The sequence below is a fragment of the Kocuria sp. PD6 genome, from assembly GCF_031844145.1.
GTDB lineage: Bacteria > Actinomycetota > Actinomycetes > Actinomycetales > Micrococcaceae > Kocuria > Kocuria marina.
The window spans coordinates 176,282-196,826 of sequence record NZ_JAUZUS010000004.1; the positions used below are offsets into that span (position 1 = coordinate 176,282).

The following is a 20,545-nucleotide window of genomic DNA, read 5'->3' on the forward strand; positions in this document are numbered from 1 at the left end:
AGGTCGTGAGTACCGCGATCCGCCGCCCCGCGCCCGAGAAGCCCGGCAAGGTGCTCACCCCTCGTGAACGCACCGTGCGCAGTGATCGCGGGCTGGGCGCGATCACCCTGTTGCTCCGCCTGCCCCAGGTCATGGCCCCGTTGGGCCTGCTCACGCTCGTGGCGGTCTCGTCCTCCTCGGCGTGGACGGCCGCGTTGAGCTCGGCGTCCCTGTGTCTCGGCATAGCCGTGAGCGGCGTGGGTGTGGCCGCGCTGGCCAACGCCCGCTGGCGATTGTGGGCCCTGGTCGCGTTCTCCCTGATCCAGGGGATCATCCTCTGGGTGCTTTCACGAGCCCAGGTCATCGAGATCCCGGTCTCGTGGGATGCCGTGTCCGCGCTCGCGCCGTTCTTCGTGGCCGGCGTGGTCATGACACCCATGGGACTGGCCGCGCGGCTCCGCTGGGCCTCCGTGTTGCGAGCACAGGACCGGTCACAAGCGTTCCCGGCGGCCATGCGCCGCGAATCCGTGAACGAGGGACTGGCCACGGTGCTGGGTGCCGCGCTCACGGGACTGCTCGCTGTGACCATGGGCCCGGCGGTGGTGCTGCGTTTCGCCGCCGTGTGGACCGTGCTGATCACGGCGGCATTCGTCCTGCATTCCTCCGCCCGCTGTCCCCGCGCGGACATGCCCCTCTGGTCCTGGCGACGCCCCCGCGGCGCGCCCGGGCGCAGCCGTGCCGTGTTCCGGTTGAGCCATGGATTGATCTACGGTGTGGCGGCGCTGAACGCCCTCATGGGCGCGGTACTCGGGTGCCTCGTGGTGTACTCAGTGTCCCTGGACAGCGTGGAGACCATGGGGGTCATCTATGCGTTGCTGGGGTTCGGGGCCGCCGTGGGGTCGAGCCTGGCCGTGCGTTTCCGCCGCCGGTTGAGCGCTGAGAACATGTGGATTCTCGCCGCCACGGGTGCACTGCTGGCATCCATGCTCATGTCCGGGCCGTCCGGTTTCGTGGGGTATTCCCTCGTGCTCCTCGCGCTCGGGTTGTTCTCAGGCCCGTGCCTGCTGTGCCTCCACAGCAGTGCCGGTTACGTCACTGCGGGCAGCGACTTCCTGGGACTCGTGGCACGCATGACTGTGACGTCGAGCATCGCCACGGCGCTGGGACTCACGCTCAGCGCGTACCTGGGCGTACACTTCGACGACATGACCGCGGCCATGGTCCCCATGGCGGCCGCTATGGTGCTGTTGGCCACCGCCCTCATCTTCAACTACACGCAACGCCGCAGCCCCGGGCCCAGGCCCCGCATCTGACGCTGCTCACACGACGACGCCGCCCGGGCCGGTTCGCAGGGGACCGGGCCGAGCGGCGTCGTACCGCGAGCGCGATCACTCAGTGGCCGCGGGCGATCCATTCGCTCAGGTGTGGCTTCTCCTGGCCGATGGTCGTGGAGTCGCCGTGGCCCGTGAGCACGAGGGTGTCCTCGGGCAGCGTGAGCAGCCGTTTCTCGATGGAGTCGATGATCGTGGGGAAGTCCGAATAGGACCGCCCCGTGGCACCCGGGCCGCCCTGGAATAACGTGTCCCCGGTGAAGACCACCCCGTTCTCACCCAGGTGCGGGGCGTGGAACACCACGGACCCGGGAGAGTGGCCGGGCGTGGCCAACACGGTGAACATCACGGTGCCAGCGAGGATCTCCTGCCCGTCTCGCAACGGCTCGGGCTCGGGCCCCTCCGGGTAGACGGCGCGCCACAGCATGAGGTCCTCGTGGTTCATCATGATCGGGGCGTCCGTGCCCGCGCGGTCGGTGAACTCGCGCACCGCCGCGATGTGGTCATCGTGACCGTGGGTCAGCAGCACGTGCGTGATGGTGCGGTCCGCGACGGCGGCGAGCACGGCGTCGGGGTCGTGCGCGGGATCGATCACCACGCACTCGGCCTGGTTACCCACGACCCACACGTTGTTCTCCACGTCGAAGGTCTCGCCGTCCAGGCTGAACGTGCCCTCCGTGACGCAGTTCGTGACGGTGACGCCGCCGCGCGGGTCGGTCAGGACGGTCTGCGGTGCGCGCGTCATCGGGCCAGTTCCACGACGGAACGCAGGACCTTGCCGGACTTCATGGTCCCGAACGCGGCGTCCACGTCCTCGAGGGCGATGCGCTCGGAGACGAAGGCATCCAGGTCCAACCGGCCCAGGAGGTACTGGTCCACGAGCATCGGGAAGTCGCGCGAGGGCAGGGTGTCCCCGTACCACGCGGACTTGATGGACCCGCCGTGGGAGAACACCTGGTCCAGCGGGATCTCCGCCACGGTCCCGGGATCGGGAACGCCCACCAGGACCATGCGACCCGCGAGGTCACGCGCCTGGAAGGCCTGCATGAAGGTGTCGGCCACGCCCACGGCGTCGATCACGAGATCCGCGCCGTGACCGCCCGTGAGCTCGCGGATGGTCTCCACGGGATCCACGGAACGAGAATTGACCGTGTGGGTCGCGCCGAGCCGCTGCGCGGTGCTCAGCTTGTCGTCGTCCACGTCCACCGCGATGATCGTCGTCGCACCCGCGAGCGCCGCACCCGCGACCGCGGCGGTGCCCACGCCGCCGCAGCCGATGATCGCTACGGACTCTCCGCGCTTGACCGCACCGGTGTTGATCGCCGCGCCGATCCCGGCGGTGAGGCCGCAGCCCAGCAGACCCACCGCGGCGTACTGTTCGCCCTCGAGCGGGGATTCGATGAGGGTGCACTGCCCGGCCGCGACCAACGTCTTCTCCGCGAATGCACCGATCCCCAGGGCGGGCTCGAGTTCCGTGCCGTCCTCGAGGGTCATCTTCTGCTCGGCATTGTGGGTATTGAAGCAGTACCACGGTTCACCGCGGCGGCACGCCCGGCATTCGCCGCACACCGCGCGCCAGTTGAGGATCACGTGATCGCCCACGGCGACCTCCGTGACACCCTCGCCCACGGCGCTGACCACGCCTGCGGCCTCGTGCCCCAGGAGATAGGGGAAAGCGTCCCCCACGCCGCCCACCTTGTAGTGCAGGTCCGTCTGACACACCCCGCACGTGAGCACGTCCACGAGTGCCTCGCCCGGCCCCGGATCGGGGACCAGGATGGTTTCAACGGTGGCGGGCTCGTTCTTGGCCCGCACCACCACGCCTTTGACCTTGTGCATACGGTTGCCTCCGTCGTCTCGTAGCTTCCTAGCGTCCTTCCCAGTATGCATGGTGGCCGCCACGCATCGTACGACGACGCCGCGTCGTTCGCCCCGCGACGAAAACCGGGTGCGGATGACGAGCCGGGAGATGATCCGGGTTGACGAGAAACCGGATGACGAACCCGGTCGGCGACACCGGGTGCCAGGCCCTGAACATGAGAACGCGGGCCCGCATCATGGTGCGGGCCCGCGTTGCCAAGGATCGTCGTGGGGACTCAGGAGTCCTGGGAGTAGTCCACGTGCTCGGTGCGCAGCCGGATCTTGCGCCCCTCGGCCTCGAGCTTCTCCTCCTTCTCCTTCTGCTTCTTCACCTGGGCGGTGTCCCGGGGAGGCAGCTGGACGGCGTGCTCGGCACGGATCCCGCCCTGCAACTGGCGGCCACGCTCGAGTTCGGCGTCCACCTCGGCGCCGAAGAGGAGCACGTTGTTCATGATCCACAGGCCCAGGAGCAGGATGATCACGGAGCCGATGACGCCGTAGGTCGCGTTGTAGCTCGAGAAGTTCGCCACGTAGAAAGCGAACCCGAGCCCGGCGATGATCATGAACACGAGCGCGATGGCCGCACCCGGGCTCAACCACTTGAACTTGGGCTGCTTCACGTTGGGCGTCGCATAGTACAGGATCGCAATGAGCAGCACGAGCAGGAACAGGATGACGGGCAGCTTGGCCCAGTTCCACACGGTCACGGTGGTGGAACCCAGACCCACCAGGTCACCCACTGTCTGCGCGAAGTCACCGGAGAGCAACACCATGAACATCACGGCGGCCACGATCAGCACGATGATCAGGGTGATCAGCAGCATGATGGGCTTGAGCTTCCAGAAGGGGCGGCCCTCGGAGATCTCGTAAATGCGGTTCATGGCGCGGGCGAACGCACCGGTGTAACCCGACGCGGTCCACAGGGCACCCAGGACACCGACGACCAGGGCGAACCCGGCCCCGGACTGCGTGGTCAACTGGGAGATGGGCCCGGACAGCAGGTCCACGAGGGCCGCGGGAGCGTAGCGGTTCAGGAAGTCCAGGATGGCGTTCGTGGTGGCCTCACCCTGACCGAACACACCGAGCAGGGACACCAGCGCCAGCAGCGCCGGGAAGATCGAGAGCACCGCGAAGTACGTCAACGTGGCGGCCAGGTCGGTGCACCCGTCCTTGCTGAACTCGGACACGGCCCGCTTGAAGACGTAGCCCCACGACTGCCCCTTGAGTTCGGTGGGGGAGTCGGGTTTGGCGTCGTGGTCCGGGTCAGGGGCGGCGTTCTCACGACGTACCGTGGACTCCGGGTGCTGACTGGTCATGGGGGTCCTCTCCAGGAGCGGATGTGGTGGCTGCGCAAAGCAGGTACTCTCAGAAGTTTAGCGACCTCCCGACCCCTGCCCACGCACCGTGCGCCTCTACGGCGCCGGCCCCGGTACTGCCGACGACACCGCCGCACGGCGCAGCGCCGTCGGGCGCGGCACTGCATCATATGGTATCGGGGCATGCGGCACCGCCGGGGCGCGACTCTGCTGTACGCGACGTCGCCGGACACGACACCGCGCCCACGACGAATCGTGGGCGCGGTGTGGGCCGCCGTACGGGCGGGTCAGTGCGTGCAGCGGTGCGGATCGGTCACCGTGACAACGACAACGCGTACTGATGGATGCGTTCACTCAGTCGCGTGAGCACCCTGATCTCCTGGGCGTCCAGAGCGGTGCTCATGACGTCCGCGACCATCTGGTCGTTGTCCTGCGAGATCTGCTCGTAGAGCTGGGTCCCGGCATCGGTCAGGGCGACCCGCACACCGCGCAGGTCCTGGGAATCCTGGCGCCGGGTCACGAGCCCCTTGTTCTCGAGACGCTCGAGCATGCGTGAGAGGCTCGATTGCGTCAACAGCACGTGGCTGTTGAGATCGCGTAACCGCAGGCCACCCCGGCCGGTGGTGCACAGCGCGGCCAGGACCTCGAACTCACGACGAGACAAGCCGCGTAAATCCACTCCGCGTTGGAGCTGACGTGTCACCGACACATGGCAGCGGCTTAGTGCATCCCACGCTTCGACACTCCCCCTTGATGTCATTCTTCCCCCTTTGACAACGTCCACCCCCTATGGACGTTATCTACATGTTACGAGAGGGGATGAGCGCGCCCCCAGCGAGCGGTGTCCACACTTGTGGCCGGGAGGACAGAGCCTGTCCACGCATTGGGGCACAGCTGATCAGAGGTGGAGACGACGGAGGGTCTTTGTGCGCAGTGCATAAAGACCCTCCGTAACGCCCGCCGGAACGGGACTACTTGATGCCGAGCACCTGGGCGGTGTGACCCATGATCTCGTCCGCGAGCTGCGGGTTCTCATCGAGCTTCTTGCCGTAGGAGGGGATCAGCTCCTTGATCCTGGGCTCCCACTCGGACATCTTTGCCGGGAAGCAGCGGGAGAGCAGGTTGAGCATGATCGGCACGGCCGTTGACGCACCGGGGGAGGCGCCCAGCAGAGCACCGATCGAGCCGTCCGCGCTGGTCACGAGTTCGGTGCCGAACTGCAGCACGCCACCCTTCTGCCGATCCGACTTCATGACCTGCACGCGCTGACCGGCCTCGATGAGCTCCCACTGGGACTCCTCGGCGGCGGGGTAGTACTCCCGTAGGGCGTCCATGCGTTGGGACCGGGTCTTGGTCAGTTCGCCCACGAGGTACTTGACTAAGTCCAGGTTGGCCAGACCCGCACGGGTCATGGGGTAGAGGTTGTGTGCGCGCACGCTCTTGGGCAGGTCCAGCAGGGAACCGTGCTTGAGGAAGTTGGGCTTGAACCCGCCGTAGGGCCCGAACATCAGGGTGCGCTCGCCGTGGACGTAGCGCGTGTCCAGGTGGGGCACGGACATGGGCGGGGCGCCCACGGAGGCCTGGCCGTAGACCTTGGCGTTGTGCTGGGACGTGACGGTGGGATCGGTGTTGCGCAGGAAGAGACCGGAGACGGGGAACCCGCCGAAGCCCTTGGCCTCCCGGATCCCCGACTTCTGCAGCAGGGACAGCGCGCCGCCGCCGGCACCCAGAAAAACGAAACGCGCGTGGATGACGCGGTTGTTGTCGCTGTTGAGCCTGTCCTCGACCGAGACGTTCCAGGAACCGTCGCTCTGGCGTTTCAGGGTGGTGACCTCCTGACCGTAGCGCACGGTCAGGTTGCGCCCGGTCAGGTGGGTGAGCAGCTGGTTGGTGAGGGCACCGAAGTCCACGTCCGTGCCCTCGGGGGCGAAGGTCGCCGCCACGCGACCGGCGCCGCGGCCGTGCATCGTGAGGGGCGCCCACTCGGCGATCTGGTCGCGGTTCTCGGTGAACTCCATGCGCTCGAACAGCTTGTGAGGCTTGAACGCGTCGTAGCGGGCGCGCAGGTAGTCCGCGTGGTCCTCACCGAACACCATGGAGATGTGGGGCACGGGGTTGATGAACGTGTCGGGGGACTCGAGCGTGCCGTTCTCCACGAGCGAGCTCCACAGCTGGCGCGTCACCTGGAACTGCTCGTTGATGTTCAGTGCCTTCGTGGCGCTCACAGTGCCGTCCGCGGCCTGGGGTGCGTAGTTCAGTTCGCACAGCGCAGAGTGTCCGGTGCCCGCGTTGTTCCAGGCATTGGAGCTCTCGAGACCCGCGGCGTTGAGGCGCTCCAGGACGGTCATGGACCAGTCCGGCTGCAGGTCGCTGAGCAGGGTCGCGAGCGTGGCGCTCATGATGCCAGCGCCCACCAGGACGACGTCGACGGATTCGGTGGGTTGAGATGAAGTCACATTGTCTCCCGTGCGTGCATGATCGACGCGGCACTGCGCCGAGGCTTTCCGTTGTCCAGGGTATCCCCAGCTCCAGTCAACTCCCAACGGAGCCGCCGGGCACACATGGTGCGGTTCAGGCCAGGCGCAGCTCGTTGAAGCGTTCGAACCCCGTGGAGGTCAACGGGAAGGACGCCACGCGCGAGTTCACAGCCACCGCCGAGACGGGGTGCGCGAGCGGCACGGCCGGGATCACCGCCGAGACGCGGTCATTGAGCGTGCGGTACGCGGCATTGCGGGCGTCGCCCTGGGGCATGGTGGCGGCGCGGTTGACCGCGGTGAGCAACCCGGCGTCGTCGTCCCCCAACTGTGCGTCGGGGGTGCCCAGCAACGGGCCCATGAAGCCGTCGGGGTCGCGGAAGCTCCCGCTCCAGCCCAGGAGGCTGAACGCGTGGCCCGCGGTGGGGTCGGTCACGGCGTCCACGTACCCGTCGTCCCAGTCCATGGGGACGGGGTCCAGACGGAAGCCCGCACGGGTGAGCTGCGCCGAGATCTGCGCGTACACGCGCTCCGGTTCCTGCAGGTACATCCGGGACGTATTGCGCGGGTAGTAGAAGCGCAGGGCCTGCCCCCGGTAGGAACTGGCCCGCAACTGGTCCCGGGCGCGCTGGGGGTCGTAGCCGGGGATCTGCAGGTTCTCGCCGTCCACGTTGAACCGGGCGGGGACGAACTGGTCCGCCACGTTGGTCCCGCTGGGGTACAGCTGGGACGCCAGGGCACCGCGGTCGATCGCGGAGGCGACGGCGCGGCGTACCGCGACGTCCCGCAGCACGGGGACGGAACGGTTGAACCCGAGGTAGGACACGGAGTAGGGGTCGCGGTAGAGCACCTGCACGCCGCGGCGCGCGAGGGGCGCGAAGGCGTCGAGCCCCACGAGGTCGTACGCGTCCACCTCACCCGTGAGCAGGGCCGCACAGCGCACATGTGCGTCACGGATGACCCGCATCTCGAGGGTGCCCACATCCCCGAGCTCGCCCCAGTAGCCCTCGTGGGCGGAGAGCTTCACGGTGTCGGCGGTCGCCGAGTCGAAGCGGAAGGGGCCCGTGCCCACGGGGTGCTCGTTCTCCGTCCCCGCCTCGATGCTCGCGGGGGAGGCGATCCCGAACGCCGGCTGGGTCAGGGCGGCCAGCAGCGGCGTGTAGGGGCGGGTGAGCTTCACCACCACGGTGCGCTCGTCCGTGACCTCCGTGCCGGCGTAGGCCGAGGCCACGAGCGGGCTCAACGTGCCGTGGCGGAAGGCCGTGGCGAACGCACAGCGCGAGGCCCACGGTTCGGAGGACTCGGCCTGGGCCTGCCACTTGTCGAAGTTCGCCTTGACCGCGGCGGCGTCCAGCGCGGCACCGTCATGGAAGCGGACCCCCCGGCGCAGGGTGAACGTCACGGACCGACGATCATCCGCGAGCTCCCACGACTCCGCGAGGCCCGGCGCGGGCTCACCGGTCGAGCGGTCCGCCGTAACGAGCCCCTCCAGGATCTGCGTGGCGATCCGGGCCGTCTCCTGCGAGTTCCTCCGGGAGGGGTCCAGCCCCGCCGGTGCCGCGGCGTGCGCCAGAACAAACGTGTTGCGGGGTGCGGTGGCGCTCGCCGAGGAGCGGGCGGTCGTGGACCCGCAACCGGTGAGCATGAGCCCTGCGCCCGCGAGGGAGAGGAAGGAACGCCGTCCGAGGCGGTTCTCAGCAACCACGGCGCATCCTTTCTCTGGCCGCCGCGTCGTCGCACGGCAGTACGCGGCATCATGGTGCGCAAGACGGGAATCGAACCCGCACGCCGTGAGGCACAGGAACCTAAATCCTGCGTGTCTACCAGTTCCACCACTCGCGCTGACATCGGGACCCGGACCCGGCCTGAACGCGGAGGGGGTGCCCGGAATCGTCCACCATACTAACCAGTGACTAACCAGTGCTTCCTCCGCGCTCGCCGAGAAACGCGCGGTGCGGCCCCGGTTCCGGGTCCCAGGCTGGGCGGCGGCCGCCCGCTCAGGTGTCGAGGCCGAGGTCCCGGCGCAGCTTGGCCACGTGCCCCTTGGCGCGCACGTTGTACTGGACGAGGCTCACCGTCCCCTGTTCGTCGAGCACCACGGTCGAGCGGATGAGACCCTCATAGACCTTCCCGTAGTTCTTCTTCTCGCCCCACGCGCCGTACGCCTCCGCCACGGCGTGGTCCTCGTCCGAGAGCAGCGGGAAGCCCAGACCCTCGTTCTGTGCGAAGCGCTCGAGGGCAGCGGGAGCGTCCGGCGAGATCCCGAGCACACGGTAACCCTCGGCACCGAACGAGGCCATGTTGTCCCGGAAGTCGCACGCCTGCGTGGTGCAGCCGGGGGTCGCGGCGCGGGGGTAGAAGTACAGGATGACCTTGCTACCGCGCAGGCCCGCCAGGACGACGGGCTCCCCGTGGGCGTCGGGAAGGGTGAAATCGGGAGCGGCGTCCCCGGGGGACAGACGAACGGTCACGGCGTGATCCTTCCTGGTGAGTGACAGGTGTTCCCTAAGGACGCGTTCTCACGTACAGTTCAGGGATGCACCCGAGCATGCCATGCTTCGGGTTCGCGCACCGGCTCCGGTCTCGGTCCCGCCGTACGACGTCGCTGCGTCCGCCCCGCGCCCAGCGCGCACGATCCCGGGCGGTTCCCGCAGTCGCACGAGAGGGGTTCGCAAGACGATGTTCGGCGCGGGGATTTGACTGGCGGGGTGCCCCGTAGTATTGTTCAGCGATTTCGTCGAGCGGATACGATAGTCCTATGTCGTACAAGAACCAGTGGCCCACGAACCGTCTGCTGTCCACGGCGGCTCGCCTCGTGGAACACGCGTGGAACGAGAACCTCGCGTCTCTCGGTATCACCCACGCGGGCGTGATGGCCCTGGACGTCCTCCGCTCGGAGGGCAGCATGACGCAGGCGCAACTGGCCCACCAAGTGCGCGTCCAGGCCCAGACCATGGGCAAGACCCTGCACCGGTTGGAGGTGCATGGTCACATCACGCGTTCCCGCAACGCGCTCGACCGCCGTTCCCACGTGGTGAGCATCTCCCCGGCGGGGGAGCGGGTCCTCGTGGACGCCGCGCGGTTGGAGAAGGGGTTGCTGGGTAGCGACCGTGACACGGACGAGCAGTTCCGCCGCAAGCTCATCGACCTGATCTCCACCCTGGGTGGTGCACGCTGGCGCATGGAGGTCGAGGACGGCGCCGAGACCCCGGCCGGTCCCACGGAGGGTGCCGACTCACCGACGGAGTCGGAACACAGCGCCACGTCGCGCTGACCCCGGCGGCGCAGCGGCGTCGTCGTGACCCGGAACGCGACGAGCGGCGGGGCGACCGCGCACGCTCGTTGAGTTCAGACAGCGAAAGGACCGGATCACATGTGATCCGGTCCTTTCGGTCGTCCCGTGCGCCCCCAGGGACTTGAACCCTGAACCCATTGATTAAGAGTCAATTGCTCTGCCAATTGAGCTAGAGGCGCGGGCGTTGGACGGGTCAACGGGCGGAGTTCGCCGTTGCTTTCTCCCTCGCAACGAGAGATTACTTTAGCACCACGGCGGGGGGAGTCAAATCGGGCTGCGGGGTGCCGATGGCCACGTCCGTAGTACGGGTCCTACGGCGTATACCGGACCGTAGAATCGGGGGCATGAGCCACTCCCAGGATGTTCCGCTGTCCGACCTGCGTGTGATCTCCTTGCCCGAGCAGCAGCTCTTCGACGAAATCAGCGCCGAAACCACCGATTTCACGTGCGTGCTGTGGGATCTGGAGAACGAGCCGGAGGGCTGCGCCCGGGAGGACGTGGACATCGCCGTGGCCCCCTACTACAGCGGGCGCTGGCTCAAGGACCCCTCCGTCGTGCGGGACGTGAGTCTGGTGCAGTTGCAGTCCACGGGCTTCGACGGCGTGCCCGAGAAGATTGGTGAGGACGTGGCCCTGGCCGCCGGCGGCTGGGTGCACGCGGCCGGGACCGCGGAGATCGCCCTGGGACTGATCATCGCCGCGCAGCGCAACCTGGACCGGGCCGTGTTGCAACAGCACGAGGGTGTCTACAAGCGGTACTTCTCGCGCGCGGTGGCTGACTCCCGCGTCACCGTGGTGGGCGTCGGGGAGATCGGAGGGGCGGTCATCTCCCGACTCGCACCGTTCGAGGTGGAGCTCACCCGAGTGGCTTCCCACGCCCGCGAGGACGAGGCCGGCCGTATCCACGGCATCGACGAACTCGACGAGATCCTGCCGCGCACCGACATCCTGGTGCTCGCGCTACCCCTCGGCGATGCGACCCGCGACCTGGTGGGCGAGCGGACCCTGGCACTGCTGCCGGACGACGCCCTCGTGGTCAACGTGGGCCGGGGTCCCGTGGTGAACACGGACGCCCTGACCGCGGAGGTCGTCTCGGGCCGTCTGCGCTGCGCGCTGGACGTGGTGGACCCTGAACCGCTTCCCGGTGACCACTCCCTGATGAGCGCGGCGGGCTCGATCGTGCTGCCCCACGTGGGCGGCTCCAACGTCTCCTTCCGGCCCCGGGTGCGCAAGCTGATCCTTGAGCAGCTGGAACTGATCCGGCAGGGTCGCTCACCGCAGTTCCTCGTGCAGCCGGGCCGATTGGCCCTGCAGGACGAGTGAGCACGGACAACCACGGTCCCGCACGGTCGACCACGGACGGGCTCGCGCACGCGGACGGGGGTGCCACGGTGGGGGACACAATGTTTCACATTGTGAGAAGGGGTGTCCGTAGTTTGACACCCGCGTTCTGTGGGTCACACCATGGTCGGTATGACAACGGCACTGCGCATCGTGGTAGACCTCGTACCGGTCGTCCTCATTGGACACCGGGCCTGAGGAGTGCTCGACGCGCGTACCCGCCAGGCCCTCAGCCCACGGAACCCGTGGCAAGGGCCTTTTTCCATGTATGACGACCTGTCACCGGCTCGCCCCGCGCCACCCCGCTCGGCATCTCGCACAACACAGCAGGTAAGGACACAGCACTATGAGTAAGGATCAGCCGATCTCACCGGCGGTGATGGCCCAGTGGCGGCCGCCCGCGGCTTCGGCGCCCCGGCCCGCGGAGACGGACCAGGCACGGCTGACGGGTACCGCGGCGGAGGTCGTGGCCCCGGAGGAGATGACCGGTTCCCAGGCGATCATCCGCTCCCTCGAGCAGCTCGGTGTCACGGACGTCTTCGGTCTGCCGGGTGGTGCCATCCTGCCCACCTACGACCCGTTGCTGGACGCCGAGAAGATCAACCATATCCTCGTACGCCACGAGCAGGGTGCGGGGCACGCCGCGGAGGGCTACGCCCTGGCCTCGGGTCGCGTGGGCGTGTGCATCGCCACGTCCGGTCCCGGTGCCACGAACCTCGTGACGGCGCTCGCGGACGCCAACATGGACTCGATCCCCATGCTCGCGATCACCGGTCAGGTGGCCAGCTCCGCGATCGGTTCGGACGCCTTCCAGGAGGCGGACATCGTGGGCATGACCATGCCGGTGACCAAGCACTCCTACCTGGTCACGGACGCCCAGGAGATCCCCCGAATCATCGCGGAGGCTTTCCACCTCTCCTCGACCGGGCGTCCGGGACCCGTCCTGGTGGACGTGGCCAAGGACGCCCAGCAGGCGATGATGACCTTCAGCTGGCCCCCGCAGATGGAACTGCCGGGCTACCGTCCCGTGACGCGCGGGCACTCCAAGCAGATCAAGGAGGCCGCCCGCATGATCGCGGCGGCACAGCGTCCGGTGCTCTACACGGGTGGCGGCGCCATGCGGGCGGACGTGCCCGCGGAACTGCTCGAGCTCGCCGAACTCACCGGCGCGCCGGTGGTCACCACGCTCACGGCGCGCGGGATTTTCCCCGACTCGCACGACCAGAATCTGGGCATGCCCGGGATGCACGGGACCGTGCCGGCGGTGTACGCGCTGCAGCAGTCGGACCTGCTGATCACCCTGGGAGCGCGCTTCGACGACCGCGTGACCGGTCAGCTGAGCTCGTTCGCCCCGAACGCCAAGGTGATCCACGCGGACATCGACCCCGCGGAGATCTCCAAGAACCGCGTGGCGGACGTGCCCATCGTGGGGGATCTCAAGTACGTGATCCCGGACCTCACCCAGGCCGTGCGCCAGGAGTTCGAGGAAACCGGCACGCCGGATCTGGGTCTGTGGTGGGATACCCTGAACTCCCTGAGCGAGACCTATCCGCTGGGCTACACCAAGACCGATGACGGTCTGGGCAGCCCCCAGTACGTGATCGAGCGGATCTCCGAGCTGACCGGGCCGGATGCGGTCTACGTCTCCGGTGTGGGACAGCACCAGATGTGGTCCGCGCAGTTCGTGGACTACGAGCGGCCCCGGCAGTGGCTGAACTCCGCGGGCCTGGGCACCATGGGCTTCGCGGTCCCCGCGGCCATGGGTGCACAGGTGTCCCAGCCGGACCGCGTGGTGTGGGCGATCGACGGTGACGGGTGCTTCCAGATGACCAATCAGGAACTTGCCACGTGCGTGATCAACAATATCCCCATCAAGGTCGCGGTGATCAACAACTCGTCCCTGGGCATGGTGCGTCAGTGGCAGACCCTGTTCTACGACGGTCGCTACTCCCACACGGAGCTGAACACGGGTCACAACTCCCGTCGCATCCCCGACTTCGTCAAGCTTGCGGACGCCTACGGCTGTGCCGCCCTGCGCTGTGAGAAGGACGAGGACGTGGACGAGACCATCAAGAAGGCCCTCGAGATCAACGACCGCCCCGTGGTGATCGACTTCGTGGTCTCCGCGAACGCGATGGTGTGGCCCATGGTCCCCGCCGGGGTCTCCAACGACCAGATCCAGATCGCCCGCAACATGACGCCCGAGTGGAACACGGAGGACTGATCGATGAGCCGACACACTCTTTCCGTCCTGGTGGAGGACAAGCCGGGCGTGCTGACCCGCGTGGCGGGGTTGTTCGCGCGGCGCGCGTTCAACATCCACTCGCTCGCGGTGGGCCCCACGGAGCTGAACGGGATCTCCCGGATCACCGTGGTGGTCGATGCTGAGGGTGAGCTGCTCGAGCAGGTCACCAAGCAGCTGAACAAGCTGATCAACGTGATCAAGATCGTGGAGCTGTCGCCGGAGTCCTCCGTGCAGCGGGACCACATCCTGGTCAAGGTCCGCGCGGACGCGGCCACCCGGTTGCAGGTCACGCAGGCCGCGGACCTGTTCCGCGCCACGATCGTGGACGTCTCCACGGAATCCGTGGTCATCGAGTCCACCGGATCGCGCGACAAGATCCACGCCCTCATGGATGTCCTGGAGCCCTTCGGGATCCGGGAGATCGTGCGAGCCGGCACCGTGGCCCTGGGCCGCGGCCCCAAATCCATGTCCGATCGCGCCCTGCGGCACTGACCGCTCGGCCGCAGGACACCGCATCCCGCGCAACGCCCGTGCCGTTGCGCCCCGACGTGCAATGCCCATCCGCTATTCGAAGGAGATAGAGCAAGCCCATGGCAAAGATCTACTACAACGACGACGCCGACCTGTCGATCATCCAGAACCGCTCCGTGGCCATCATCGGCTACGGTTCGCAGGGCCACGCCCACGCGCTGAACCTGCGTGACTCGGGCGTGGACGTCCGCATCGGCCTGTCCGAGAACTCCACGTCCCGCGCCAAGGCGGAGGCACAGGGCCTGCGCGTGCTGACCGTGGCCGAGGCCGCCAAGGAAGCGGACGTCATCATGATCCTGACCCCGGACCAGGTCCAGGCGCAGGTGTTCGAGGAGTCCATCAAGGACAACTTGGACGAGGGTGACGCGATCTTCTTCGCGCACGGCTTCAACATCCGTTTCGGTTACATCACGGCCCCCGAGGGCGTGGACGTGGCCATGGTCGCCCCCAAGGGCCCGGGCCACACCGTGCGCCGCGAGTTCGAGGCCGGGCGCGGTGTCCCGGACCTCGTGGCCGTCGAGGTGGACGCGTCCGGTCAGGCGCTGCAGCTCGCGCTGTCCTACGCCAAGGGCATCGGGGGCACGCGCGCCGGCGTCATCGAGACCACCTTCACCGAGGAGACCGAGTCGGACCTGTTCGGTGAGCAGGCCGTGCTGTGCGGCGGCATGTCCCACCTGGTCCAGTACGGCTTCGAGACGCTGACCGAGGCCGGCTACCAGCCGGAGATCGCGTACTTCGAGGTGCTGCACGAGCTCAAGCTCATCGTGGACCTCATGGTCGAAGGCGGCATCGCCAAGCAGCGCTGGTCCATCTCCGACACCGCCGAGTACGGCGACTACGTCTCCGGCCCGCGCGTGATCGACCCCTCCGTCAAGGAGCGCATGCAGGACGTTCTCAAGGACATCCAGGAGGGCGCCTTCGCGGACCGCTTCATGAAGGACCAGGCCGCCGGCGGCAGCGAGTTCAAGGAGTTGCGCGCCAAGGAGGAGAAGCACCCCATCGAGACAACGGGCCGCCAGCTGCGCTCGCTGTTCGCGTGGGAGCAGACGGACGAGGACTACACCGAGGGCACCGCCGCTCGCTGATCCCTCCTTCCGTTGCCTCCTCGCCGACAGGGCGTGACATAACTGACGACGACGTCGCGGTGCCCCTCCCACGGGAGGGGCACCGCGGCGTCGTACCCACTTCAAGGACGACGGGCACGGTGCGCGGGTCGATAGAGTGGTGGGGTGACTGAGCAGACTCCCTTCTACGTGACCACGGCCATTTCCTACCCCAACGGCGCGCCGCACATCGGCCATGCCTACGAGGCGATCGCCGCGGACACCCTGGCCCGGTTCAAGCGGCTGGACGGCTTCGACGTCCGCTTCCAGACGGGGACGGACGAGCACGGCCAGAAGATGCAGCAGACCGCCGAGAAGCTGGGCGTGAGCCCTCGTGACCTCGCGGACGCCAATTCCGCGCGCTTCCTGGCCATGGACGACAAACTGCAGATCGGTTACGACCGCTTCATCCGCACGACGGACGAGGACCACTACGCGGCGTCGCAGGAGCTGTGGCGGCGCATGGAGGCCAACGGGGACATCTACCTGGGCAAGTACGCCGGGTGGTACTCCGTGCGGGACGAGGCCTACTACGCCGAGGACGAGACCGAGGTGCGCTCGGACGGTCAGCGCTACTCGATCGGTACGGGCACGGAGCTCACGTGGACCGAGGAGGAGAGCTACTTCTTCCGGCTCTCCGCGTACCAGGACCGCTTGCTCGAGCTCTACCGCACCGGGTTCGTTCAGCCCGAGACGCGCTCGCACGAGATCGCGTCCTTCGTGAGCGGCGGACTGCAGGACCTGTCCATCTCCCGCGCCACGTTCGACTGGGGCGTGCCCGTGCCGGGCAACCCCGAGCACGTGATGTACGTGTGGGTGGACGCCCTGACCAACTACCTCACGGGTCTGGGCTACCCGGACACGGACGCCGAGCTGTTCCGGGCGTTCTGGCCCGCGGACGTGCACCTGATCGGCAAGGACATCGCGCGCTTCCATGCCGTGTACTGGCCGGCGTTCCTGATGTCCGCGGGGCTCGAGCTGCCCCGGAAGGTCTTCGCGCACGGGTTCCTGTTCAACCAGGGCGAGAAGATGTCCAAGTCCGTGGGCAACGTGATCGATCCCCACGCCCTGATCGGCGAGTACGGGCTGGACCAGTTGCGCTTCTTCCTATTGCGAGAGGTCCCGTTCGGCCAGGACGGCAACTACTCGCACGACGCGATCGCCGGACGCATCAACTCGGATCTTGCCAACGACCTCGGCAACCTGGCCCAGCGCAGCCTCTCGATGATCGCCAAGAACCTCGGGGGCGCGGTGCCGGAACCGCGGGACTTCACTGCCGAGGACCTCGAAATGCTCGAACAGGCGGAGTCGGCGGTGGGGGACTACCGCGCGGCGTTCGACGAGCTCGCGTTCCACCGCGGTCTGGAGACCGTGTGGCGGGTCATAGCATCGGCCAACCGCTACTTCACGGCGCAGCAGCCGTGGGTGCTGCGCAAGACCGATCCGGAACGGATGGCCACCGTGCTGTACGTGACGGCGGAGGTGTTGCGCATCGTCGCGATCCTCGTACAGCCGGTCATGCCGGATTCCATGGCCAGGCTGCTGGACCAGCTCGGTCAGCCCGAGGGGGAGGCGCGGCAGTTCTCGGCCCTGGGGACGCGGCTCGCCGCGGGGACCGAACTGCCCAAGCCCTCCGGCGTGTTCCCGCGCTACGAGGCCCCGGAGGCGCTCCAGGACTGAGGTACTGCGGTATCGAGGTGCGGTGGCCGGGTCGTCGTCGGTCGGCCCGGCCGTTGCCTGTCCGCACGACGCCGCAGCGACCGTTGCGGGCCGGTCGGCTGTCAGCGGATCTCGCGCCCACTGTTCGTCTCGCTATATGAAACCCGGGTTCACCATGTGGAAGGCCGCGGCGGGCGCACCTAAGCTGGCCTCCATGAGTCCGACGTCACCTTCCGCACCCGCCCGCAGCCACTCGATCGCCGTCCTGCCCGGTGACGGTATCGGCCCGGAGGTCGTGGCCGAGGCCGTCAAGGTCCTCGACGCCGTGACCCGCCCCGCGGGGGTGACCCTCGAGAAGACGAGCTACCCGCTCGGCGCCGAGCACTGGCTCGAGACCGGTGAGGTGCTCAACGAGGACACCATGGAACGGTTGCGTTCCCACGACGCGATCCTGTTCGGTGCCGTGGGTGCCGCCCCCAACGACAAGCGCATCCCCTCCGGGATCCTCGAACGCGATCTGCTGCTCAAGCTGCGCTTCGGGTTCGACCACTACATCAACCTGCGCCCCGCGGTGCTGTACCCCGGTGCCACGAGCCCTCTGTCGGACCCGGGGGAGATCGACTTCGTGGTCGTGCGCGAGGGCACCGAGGGGCTCTATGCGGGTAACGGTGGCACGCTGCGCACGGGCACCGAGCACGAGATCGCGACCGAGGTGTCCGTGAACACGGCCCACGGTGTCCGCCGCCTGGTGCGCTACGCGTTCGACCTCGCGAACAGCCGCACGCGCAAGCGGCTGACCCTGGTCCACAAGCACAACGTCCTGGTCAACGCCGGGCGGCTCTACCAGCGAACCGTGGACGAGATCGGGGAGCAGTACCCGGACGTCACCGTGAACTACATGCACATCGACGCCGCCACGATCTTCATGACCACCGACCCCGCGCGCTTCGACGTGATCGTGACCGACAACCTGTTCGGGGACATCCTCACCGACCAGGCCGGCGCGGTCACCGGGGGTATCGGTCTGGCGCCCAGCGGCAATATCAACGCGGACCGCACCGCGCCGTCCATGTTCGAGCCCGTCCACGGCTCCGCCCCGGACATCGCCGGTACCGGCACCGCCCAGCCCACGGCCGCGATCCTCGCGGGCGCCATGATGCTCGAGCACCTGGGCCACCCCGATCTCGCGGAACAGGTCAACGCCGCCGTGCGCGCAGACCTGGAGGCGAACGGTTCCGCGCAGCGCAGCACGTCGCAGGTGGGCGACGACGTCGTGGCGCAGTTGGGTGCGCGCAGCGCCTAAGGTCCGCGTCCCGGCCACCGCGGGCGGGATACTGGGAGCACATCATCACGTGCCAGCGCACCGCCTCAGCAGGGATGCCCGGCAGCACGCCGTCGAAGGAGAACACCAGTGAGCACTGAATTCGTTAAGCAGCTCAACCCTCACCCCGCAACCGATGAGGTGCGCGAAGCCGTGTTGCGGAACCCCGGTTTCGGCAAACACTTCACGGACCACATGGTGTGCATCGACTGGCAGGGGGACGTGGAAGCGAACACCGGCCGCTGGGACAACGCACGGCTGCAGCCGTACGGCCCGCTGAGCCTGGACCCGTCCACCGCCGTGCTGCACTACGGCCAGGAGATCTTCGAGGGACTCAAGGCCTACCGGCACGCGGACGGATCCGTGTGGAGTTTCCGCCCCGAGGTCAACGCCGCGCGGCTGAATCGCTCGGCGCAGCGGCTGGCCCTGCCCACGCTGCCCGAGGAGACGTTTGTAGATGCCATCCGCGAGCTCGTGGCCCAGGACGAGAAGTGGGTTCCTTCCGGGGAGGGCGAGTCCCTCTACATCCGTCCGTTCATGATCGGTACGGAGCCGTTCCTGGGGGTGCGTCCGTCCAGGGAGGCGCTGTTCTCCGTGATCGCGTCCCCGGCGGGCAATTACTTCGGCACGGTCGAACCCGTGGACATCTGGCTCTCGCGCACGTACGCCCGCGCGGGCAAGGGCGGCACGGGCTCCGCGAAGTGTGGTGGCAACTACGCGGCGTCGTTGATCGCCCAGATGGAGGGGGACGCGCACGGGTGCAGCCAGGTGCTCTTCCTGGACCACGAGCGCGGGGACGCGGTCGAGGAACTCGGTGGCATGAACGTGTTCTTCGTCTTCGACGACGGCCGGCTCGTGACCCCCGAACTGACCGGGACCATCCTCGAGGGGATCACGCGCGACTCCGTGATCCAGCTGGCCAAGGAGCGCGGGCTGCAGGTCGAGGAACGCGCCTTCACCCTGGACGAGTGGCGCGAGGGCGTGAACTCGGGTCACCTCACGGAGGTCTTCGCGTGCGGCACGGCCGCGGTGATCGCACCCGTGCGGCGGCTCGTGAGCCACGACGAGACCATCGGCCCGGAGGACACGGCTCCCGGCGAGGTGACCATGTCCATCCGCAAGCAGTTGCTGGACATCCAGACCGGTAAGGCGGAGGACACGCACGGTTGGTTGACCCGCTTGGCGTGATCCACGTGGCGTGAATCCCTCGGCACGCTTCGCGTGGCGGGGTCCGTGCCACCCGTTCGACCAGCCGCCCCCGGTCCGACCTCGGTTGCACCGGGGGCGGCTGTGTAGCCTGTGAGCATGCGCATCGCACGGTTCACACACGACAACGAAATCCACTTCGGCACGGTGCACGGGGAACCCGGCGCCGAGACGCTGCGGTACCTCACCGGCGACCCTCTGTACGTGGGGATCCAGGAGCTCGAACGCACCGTGGCCGTGTCCGAGGCCCGCTTGCTCGCCCCGGTGATCCCGCGCTCCAAGATCGTGTGCGTGGGGCGCAATTACGCAGCGCACGCGAAGGAGCTCGGCAACGAGCTGCCGCCCGCTCCCATGCTGTTCTTCAAACCGAACACCGCGGTGTCCGGCCCCGGCGATCCCGTGACCCTGCCCAGCTGGACCGAGGAGGTCTCGTACGAGGCCGAGCTCGCTGTGGTGATCGGGCGCATGTGCAAGGACGTCCCCGTGGAACGCGTTCCCGAGGTCGTGTTCGGCTACACCGCCGCGAACGACCTCACGGCCCGCGACGCCCAGCGCACCGACGGCCAGTGGGCCCGGGCCAAGGGGTTCGACGGCGCGTGCCCGATCGGCCCGTGGATCGAGACCGAGCTGGACACCTCCGCCCTGTCCGTGCGCTCCACCGTGAACGGGCAGCTCAAGCAGGACGGCAACACGCGGGACATGATCTTCGACGTGGCCACGCTCGTCTCCTACGCGTCCGAGGCCTTCACGCTGTTGCCCGGTGACGTCATCCTCACGGGGACCCCCGCGGGGGTCGGGATCGTGGACGAGGGCGATCAGCTCTCCGTGCAGGTCGAGGGGATCGGCGAGCTCACCACGGTGCTGCGGCGCTGACCCGGCTCACCG

17 protein-coding genes and 2 tRNA genes are annotated in these 20,545 nt (G+C 67.9%); 10 read left to right on the top strand and 9 right to left on the bottom strand.

Going from position 1 to position 20,545, the window contains the following annotated elements:
• Positions 1–5: 5 nt before the first annotated feature.
• Positions 6–1,292 carry a hypothetical protein gene (locus tag Q9R22_RS05250; protein WP_311254113.1) on the top strand — a complete coding sequence of 429 codons (1,287 nt, stop codon included), beginning with the start codon at positions 6–8 and terminating at the stop codon, positions 1,290–1,292.
• 79 nt (positions 1,293–1,371) lie between these two features.
• On the opposite strand, the gene Q9R22_RS05255 is transcribed toward Q9R22_RS05250, so the two are convergent.
• The 8 genes from Q9R22_RS05255 to bcp form a co-directional block, all read right to left on the bottom strand.
• Entirely contained in the window at positions 1,372–2,055 is a 684-nt protein-coding gene (locus Q9R22_RS05255) for an MBL fold metallo-hydrolase (protein WP_131332689.1), read from the bottom strand.
• Positions 2,052–3,149: an S-(hydroxymethyl)mycothiol dehydrogenase gene (locus Q9R22_RS05260; protein WP_131332690.1), complete on the bottom strand. Its 1,098-nt coding sequence runs from the start codon at positions 3,147–3,149 to the stop codon at positions 2,052–2,054. Before Q9R22_RS05260 ends, Q9R22_RS05255 begins: the two co-directional genes overlap by 4 nt.
• 257 nt (positions 3,150–3,406) lie before the next feature.
• Positions 3,407–4,486 carry a YihY/virulence factor BrkB family protein gene (locus tag Q9R22_RS05265; RefSeq protein ID WP_131332691.1) on the bottom strand — a complete coding sequence of 360 codons (1,080 nt, stop codon included), beginning with the start codon at positions 4,484–4,486 and terminating at the stop codon, positions 3,407–3,409.
• Between the two features lie 313 nt (positions 4,487–4,799).
• Entirely contained in the window at positions 4,800–5,150 is a 351-nt protein-coding gene (locus tag Q9R22_RS05270) for a MarR family winged helix-turn-helix transcriptional regulator (RefSeq protein WP_231885488.1), read from the bottom strand.
• A gap of 307 nt (positions 5,151–5,457) precedes the next feature.
• Positions 5,458–6,942 carry a malate:quinone oxidoreductase gene (locus tag Q9R22_RS05275; protein ID WP_082943204.1) on the bottom strand — a complete coding sequence of 495 codons (1,485 nt, stop codon included), beginning with the start codon at positions 6,940–6,942 and terminating at the stop codon, positions 5,458–5,460.
• Positions 6,943–7,057: 115 nt separating this feature from the next.
• A complete protein-coding gene (locus tag Q9R22_RS05280; RefSeq protein ID WP_311254114.1) occupies positions 7,058–8,665 on the bottom strand; it encodes an ABC transporter substrate-binding protein in 1,608 nt (535 codons plus the stop codon).
• 52 nt (positions 8,666–8,717) lie between these two features.
• Positions 8,718–8,802, bottom strand: a tRNA-Leu gene (locus Q9R22_RS05285).
• Positions 8,803–8,957: 155 nt separating this feature from the next.
• Positions 8,958–9,431 carry a thioredoxin-dependent thiol peroxidase gene (gene bcp / locus Q9R22_RS05290; RefSeq protein ID WP_098054727.1) on the bottom strand — a complete coding sequence of 158 codons (474 nt, stop codon included), beginning with the start codon at positions 9,429–9,431 and terminating at the stop codon, positions 8,958–8,960.
• A gap of 287 nt (positions 9,432–9,718) precedes the next feature.
• Between bcp and Q9R22_RS05295 the strand changes: the two genes are divergently transcribed.
• A complete protein-coding gene (locus Q9R22_RS05295) occupies positions 9,719–10,234 on the top strand; it encodes a MarR family transcriptional regulator (RefSeq protein ID WP_311254115.1) in 516 nt (171 codons plus the stop codon).
• A gap of 127 nt (positions 10,235–10,361) precedes the next feature.
• Here the strand turns inward: Q9R22_RS05295 and Q9R22_RS05300 are convergent.
• Positions 10,362–10,434, bottom strand: a tRNA-Lys gene (locus tag Q9R22_RS05300).
• Positions 10,435–10,599: 165 nt separating this feature from the next.
• On the opposite strand from Q9R22_RS05300, the gene Q9R22_RS05305 reads away from it, so the two are divergent.
• From Q9R22_RS05305 to Q9R22_RS05340, 8 genes are all read left to right on the top strand, one after another.
• The gene (locus Q9R22_RS05305; protein ID WP_131332693.1) at positions 10,600–11,577 is read left to right on the top strand and encodes an NAD(P)-dependent oxidoreductase; all 978 of its coding nucleotides are present in this window, start codon (positions 10,600–10,602) and stop codon (positions 11,575–11,577) included.
• 364 nt (positions 11,578–11,941) lie between these two features.
• Positions 11,942–13,819 (top strand): acetolactate synthase large subunit, encoded by a 1,878-nt coding sequence (locus Q9R22_RS05310; protein ID WP_131332694.1) that lies wholly within the window; start codon positions 11,942–11,944, stop codon positions 13,817–13,819.
• Between the two features lie 3 nt (positions 13,820–13,822).
• On the top strand, positions 13,823–14,332 hold the full coding sequence (gene ilvN, locus Q9R22_RS05315; RefSeq protein ID WP_064845687.1) for an acetolactate synthase small subunit: 510 nt from the start codon (positions 13,823–13,825) through the stop codon (positions 14,330–14,332).
• 98 nt (positions 14,333–14,430) lie between these two features.
• Positions 14,431–15,456, top strand: coding sequence for a ketol-acid reductoisomerase (ilvC, locus tag Q9R22_RS05320; RefSeq protein ID WP_131332695.1), 1,026 nt, complete (start codon positions 14,431–14,433; stop codon positions 15,454–15,456).
• A 144-nt stretch (positions 15,457–15,600) separates the two neighbouring features.
• Entirely contained in the window at positions 15,601–17,154 is a 1,554-nt protein-coding gene (gene metG / locus Q9R22_RS05325) for a methionine--tRNA ligase (RefSeq protein WP_131332696.1), read from the top strand.
• Between the two features lie 193 nt (positions 17,155–17,347).
• Positions 17,348–18,436 (top strand): 3-isopropylmalate dehydrogenase, encoded by a 1,089-nt coding sequence (locus Q9R22_RS05330; protein WP_131332697.1) that lies wholly within the window; start codon positions 17,348–17,350, stop codon positions 18,434–18,436.
• 108 nt (positions 18,437–18,544) lie between these two features.
• A complete protein-coding gene (locus tag Q9R22_RS05335) occupies positions 18,545–19,642 on the top strand; it encodes a branched-chain amino acid aminotransferase (protein ID WP_098054720.1) in 1,098 nt (365 codons plus the stop codon).
• Between the two features lie 117 nt (positions 19,643–19,759).
• Positions 19,760–20,533 (top strand): fumarylacetoacetate hydrolase family protein, encoded by a 774-nt coding sequence (locus Q9R22_RS05340; protein WP_131332698.1) that lies wholly within the window; start codon positions 19,760–19,762, stop codon positions 20,531–20,533.
• Positions 20,534–20,545: the final 12 nt, after the last annotated feature.